The sequence below is a fragment of the Alphaproteobacteria bacterium genome, from assembly GCA_030680745.1.
Taxonomy (GTDB): Bacteria; Pseudomonadota; Alphaproteobacteria; order JAUXUR01; family JAUXUR01; genus JAUXUR01.
In genome coordinates this window covers 1-5,145 of the sequence record JAUXUR010000040.1, presented here as the reverse complement: position 1 = coordinate 5,145, position 5,145 = coordinate 1, and the positions used below count along the sequence as shown (strand labels likewise).

Below are 5,145 nucleotides of genomic sequence, written 5' to 3'. Positions count from 1 at the left end.
TTTGAATGTTTTTTGACTTTAACCATTGAGCAGCTTCTTTCAAATTACGTGTAAAAACCTTTACTTCACGTACATTTTGTTCGTCAAGTGATGGGGATATTGCAATAAAATGAGAGGTTGAGCCTATGTCTACGCCAGCGACTAATGCATTAATCTGTTGTAAGGGTTGAATTGTTTTTTCTTTTGAATTCTTTGGTTTTATCATCTATATTGGACTCCACTTAATATCAAGTGCGTCCTACAGAAAGCTAATATAGCGCATTCTTCTAATCGGGGTAGCTTGCTCCACCATTGATAAATTCGCTACTTTCTGCGGACCAGGGTTCTTCAAACACCAATGCTTCGACGGCCTCCAGGTCGCACAACCTTTTTATACACACGTTTGCGAATTTGGTCATTCCTTTTAAGTCCGACCCTTTTAGGTGGTAGGAAACTCGCAATGACGAATCTTTTGATTTTTAATAATTTTACTTTCGAGTTCGCATTAATATAATAAGGAGTTGTTATGAAAGACTTAATACCAGTCGAAATCCAAAGACATTCTTCCGCTCATTTATTGGCCGCTTCCATTCATGTTTTGTGGCCAGAGGCTCGTTTTGGGGTAGGGCCCGTTACAGAAGATGGTTTTTATTATGATGTTGATCTTGATGTTCCCTTAAAAGAGGCTGATCTTGTATTGATTCAAGATAAAATGCTTGAATTGCAACAAAAAAATATGATGTTTGAACGCACTGAATGGCCGATTGATCAAGCGATTGCCTATATGGAGGATCATCATCAACCTTATAAGGTTGAGCTTTTAAAATTGCTTAAGGAAAAAGGGTCTACATCTGTTAATGCAAGCGAAGAAAAGTGTGCTTCTGGCATTGATGTCGTTTCTGTGTACAAGCTTGGTCAATTTATAGATTTATGCAAAGGGCCGCATGTTGAAGCAACTTCTGATATTGGTGTTTTTAAATTAATTAATATCGCGGGCGCTTATTGGCGGGGTGATTCAAAAAATCCTCAATTACAGCGTATTTATGGTCTTTGTTTTTCGTCGCAGAAAGAGCTAGACCATCGGTTGTGGCAAAAAGAGGAAGCGAAAAAGCGAGATCATCGACATTTGGGCGAGCAGCTAGAGATTTTTAGGTTTAGCGAGGATATCGGTCAAGGGTTACCTTTGTGGTTGCCCAATGGCGCAATTATTCGTCAAGAATTAGAGCATTTAGCACGACACGAAGAAAATCGAGAAGGCTATTTGCCTGTTATAACGCCCATTATTGGTAAAGAAAAACTTTATGAAAAATCAGGACATTTAGCGCATTATCATGAGGATATGTATGCGCCGATTCAAATTGAAGAGGAAATTTATTATTTACGGCCGATGAATTGCCCACATCATCACCAAATTTATTTAGCAAGACCGCGTTCTTATCGAGAATTACCGTTACGTATCGCAGAATATGGATCTGTTTTTCGGTATGAAGCAAGTGGCGGGCTTTCGGGGCTTATGCGGACACGCGGCTTTTGTCAGAATGATGCACATATTTATTGTACATATGAGCAAGCCAAGGAAGAATTCTTAAAAGTAATGCAACTTCATGCGCGTTACTATGATTTGTTGGGTATTAAGGATTATCACATGCGGTTATCGTTACCTGATTTAGATGGATCGGATAAATATGTGAATGATCCCGAAGAATGGAATGCGACAATTGCAATCATCCGCGACGCTATGAATGAATCGGGTTTGCCTTATGAAGAAGTGGCGGGGGAAGCGGCTTTTTATGGTCCTAAAGTTGATTTTATGATTAAAAGTGTGATTGGTGTTTCTTATGCCATTTCAACGAATCAACTGGATTTTATGGCGAGCAAACGCTTTGATTTACATTATATTGGAAGCGATGGTTTGAAACATCCTGTTTATGTCATTCATCGCGCGCCTTTGGGCTCACATGAGCGTTTTGTAGCTTTTCTTTTAGAGCATTATGCAGGTAATTTTCCAACATGGCTTGCGCCCATACAGGTTCGGATTATGCCGATTGCAGATCGCCATAAGGATCGAGCGCATGAGGTTTTGAAAATGTTGCAGGCTTTTGATATTCAATCAGCCAATGGAAAAATACGCGTCGATATTGATGATAGTGACGAACGTATGCAACGCAAAATTGCTAATGCGCAATGTGCCAAGATTCCATATATGATTATCCTTGGAGATAAGGAAATTGAAAGCGGTAAAATAAGTATTCGTAGGCGCGATGGGCAGCAAATATCGGATATTGATGTGCTTTCATTTGGAAAGATTTTGGTCGAGGAAATTAGAGGGAGATCAATTAGTTTTGCGTTAGTTTAATTTTTTTTGGATCCCACGGGACTTGCCGCGGGAAGTAGAGAGGGGTAGGATTTTATTTGAATTTTCAAATAAGTATTCAAATTAACGAATTGCTTATAAGTTATCGTAAATTTAAAAGCGAGAGTACCTTTCAGGGTAGATGCACCCTGAAAGAAAAAATATAAGATTATTTGGTTGAAATAAACTGAACAAGTTGATTATTATCTGCAATAAATTGGGTTAAAGCAGTTTTAGTGCAAGGTCTTCTATTAATATTATCTTGTGCCATTTTAGAGGCTGCTAATGCTAATTTAACAAAAGCTTCATTGAAATTGCATGGTGCGCCACTTTCTAAGGCACTCAAATAAAAATTTGACATAATTAGATGAGCATCATTTCTATCTTCATCGCTAAAAAAATCAAGCATTTGTGCTAATGTCCAAGCGTGTTCTGGGGCAAGCGTTGTTTCTAAGTTTTCAATAAATTTATATGCAGCGCTGTCAGCCGCAGCTATTTCTTCATCTGTAAGTGAAAAAGATGGGCTTACATATGAAAAAAGAATAATGGTGTAAATGGCTAATTTTTTGAACATTGGTTTACCTCGTTTGATTTACTTAATTCTATAGGACATATATACTTACTTAGTAGCATGTATAATGATGGTTTGTAATTCATTTTTCAAGTAAATACAATAGTAAATAATATAAAGTAAAGTTTTAATAGGTTAAATATATGTTAATTATGAAAAAAATTTTGAGCATTTTTGTGAATGTTTTAATATATAATTTTTAATATTTGCTCAGATTGAAAATTTTTCTAATTAAACAATAAGTTACATAATTTTTTATGTTTAAAGCTTAAAATTTAGTTTTTATATTGTTTTATATCAAAGGCTTGATGTTTATTTTGATATTACGAATCAAGCGATATGCATTTTATATTGAAGTTAAAGAATCTTTCAGGGGTATGCCCCCCGAAAGATAAAAAAGTATTATTGTTGTAATTGTTGTAATTTTTGTTGTAGAGCAGCAAAAGAAGTTACGTGGCTTCTTCTTTGTGCAAAATCATCAATAAGTTTTTGAAGAAATTCTATATTTCTTTTAATAAAGTCTTCTAGCGCTGCTTTGGTTTCTGGGCGTCTGTCTATATTATCTTGAGCTATTTCTACAGCTTTTAAACCTAATTCAATAATAGCTTCAACTTCACCATAATTTTCATCGATTTCTAAACCATTTATATAGAAATGGAGCAAATATCTATGAGCATGGTTTTCTGTTTCGTCTTGAAAAAAATCCAGTACTTCACTGAAAGTGGTTGTGTGACGTTGATCGAATTTAGCTTCTAGATATCCTGTGAATTGCGTAATAATGCTTTCCATTACATCTAGTGAAAGCTCTTCGCCTTCATCTTCAATTTCTATATTAATATGTTCCCTATTTTCTTGCATATCCTCAGCAATGATAGGATTTGTATAGGAGAAAAGCATAATGGTGAAAAGCGCAAATTTTTTGAACATTTTTTTACCTTGTGTTGAATGAATATCAATATGATTATTAGTCATATACGCTTACTTAATAATATAAACTGACCTACATTGCAATTCATTTTTTTAATAAATCTCTGAAAAAATTCGATAAAAAAATATAGTTTTTATTAAGTGTATGTTAATTATATAAAAAATACTTTTATTGATCTATGAAATTTATTTAAATTAGATTAAATAATATTACTTTTATTTATCAATAGGTTAAATTGTTTTTGTTTTTCAATTATATTAGTTAATTCTATGTTAAAATTAAAATATCTTTTTATATCAAGTTGTTAAAAGTTTTTTTGCTTTAATTAAATTATCTTTTGGATCCCGCGGGGTTGCCGCGGGAGGAGAGGTAACGAATTAAAAATACGCCTTGTTATAGCTTGTTCGTATATTTTTAATCGACAAAGGTATGATTTAGTTGATTGGAAAGAGTATTAAATGGCTACGTTGCACCCGATTACGTTGGATTGGATTACGTTGAGCATTTACTTTTCCTTTTATTCTGGATATAAGTGATCGCATAATGTGATCATTGCCAATACATCCAAATGAAAGCGGAGCGCGTAACATTGCATCTATGAATTTATTATTTCTTTTGATTAAATTATTTAAATCAAATTCTAGTGCAGGTGATGCGATTATATAATTCCTTGCAATATTATTTACCTCAAGAACTATATCAATAAAAGCTTTAAAAAAACTATTATTATGATTTATAAAAACTCTGTTACGTAAAAGTGTTTCTACTTTATTGTCCAACATAATATTTATTGATTCTAACGTGTTAAAATGTTGTGGGTAGTGAAATCTTGTAATATTACGTATATTATTTAAATAATCTGCAGCATTGTTTATAATGTTATGGTTAAAAGCAATTGCATGATTTTCCTCTATAACCGCAGGATTTTCCGCTTCAATCATATGATTTTCTGCTTCAGCTGCATTATTTTCTTCTTCAATAGCCATTGCAATGTTTTCTTCTTCAATTGCATGGTTTCTTGCTTCGGCTTCAGGATTTACCGCTTCGATTTCAGGATTTTCTACTGGAAATAATACTCTTTGAAGATTTCCTGCTTTAAATGCTTCATACGTATAGCTACCCGCAAAAGTGAGATTCGCATACGAAAAAAGAATGATGGTGTAAAGTGCAAATTTTCATAGTACACGACACTTTTTTAATTTGATCTAAGGTATTGATTTTTTATAAGAAAACATAGTACAGACAAGATACAAAAAAAGGAGCTGTACAATGATAAAAATGAATACCTTAGATCAAGCAATAAATAATCACTTC

The 5,145-nt window shown here is 33.7% G+C and carries 5 protein-coding genes; 1 reads left to right on the top strand and 4 read right to left on the bottom strand.

All coding sequences use genetic code 11. The features are described 5' to 3' along the window. The coding region (locus Q8L85_03700; protein MDP1723784.1) for an IS110 family transposase at positions 1 to 205 on the bottom strand (205 nt) is incomplete at its 3' end. A 300-nt stretch (positions 206 to 505) separates the two neighbouring features. Between Q8L85_03700 and thrS the strand changes: the two genes are divergently transcribed. Further along, on the top strand, positions 506 to 2,335 hold the full coding sequence (thrS, locus tag Q8L85_03695; protein ID MDP1723783.1) for a threonine--tRNA ligase: 1,830 nt from the start codon (positions 506 to 508) through the stop codon (positions 2,333 to 2,335). 166 nt (positions 2,336 to 2,501) lie between these two features. Here the strand turns inward: thrS and Q8L85_03690 are convergent, their stop codons facing one another. The 3 genes from Q8L85_03690 to Q8L85_03680 all read right to left on the bottom strand — a co-directional run bounded on the left by Q8L85_03690 (position 2,502) and on the right by Q8L85_03680 (position 4,817). Then, complete coding sequence (locus Q8L85_03690; GenBank protein MDP1723782.1) at positions 2,502 to 2,906, bottom strand: hypothetical protein; 405 nt, start codon at positions 2,904 to 2,906, stop codon at positions 2,502 to 2,504. Positions 2,907 to 3,305: 399 nt separating this feature from the next. Beyond that, complete coding sequence (locus tag Q8L85_03685) at positions 3,306 to 3,875, bottom strand: hypothetical protein (protein ID MDP1723781.1); 570 nt, start codon at positions 3,873 to 3,875, stop codon at positions 3,306 to 3,308. A 390-nt stretch (positions 3,876 to 4,265) separates the two neighbouring features. Continuing rightward, positions 4,266 to 4,817 (bottom strand): hypothetical protein, encoded by a 552-nt coding sequence (locus Q8L85_03680; GenBank protein ID MDP1723780.1) that lies wholly within the window; start codon positions 4,815 to 4,817, stop codon positions 4,266 to 4,268. Positions 4,818 to 5,145 lie beyond the last annotated feature (328 nt).

Coding starts and splice junctions, on each gene's coding strand:
- Q8L85_03680 (MDP1723780.1), bottom strand. CDS start 4,817: ATGGCTATTGAAGAAGAAAATAATGCAGCTGAAGCAGAAAATCATATG.
- thrS (MDP1723783.1), top strand. CDS start 506: ATGAAAGACTTAATACCAGTCGAAATCCAAAGACATTCTTCCGCTCAT.
- Q8L85_03690 (MDP1723782.1), bottom strand. CDS start 2,906: ATGTTCAAAAAATTAGCCATTTACACCATTATTCTTTTTTCATATGTA.
- Q8L85_03685 (MDP1723781.1), bottom strand. CDS start 3,875: ATGACTAATAATCATATTGATATTCATTCAACACAAGGTAAAAAAATG.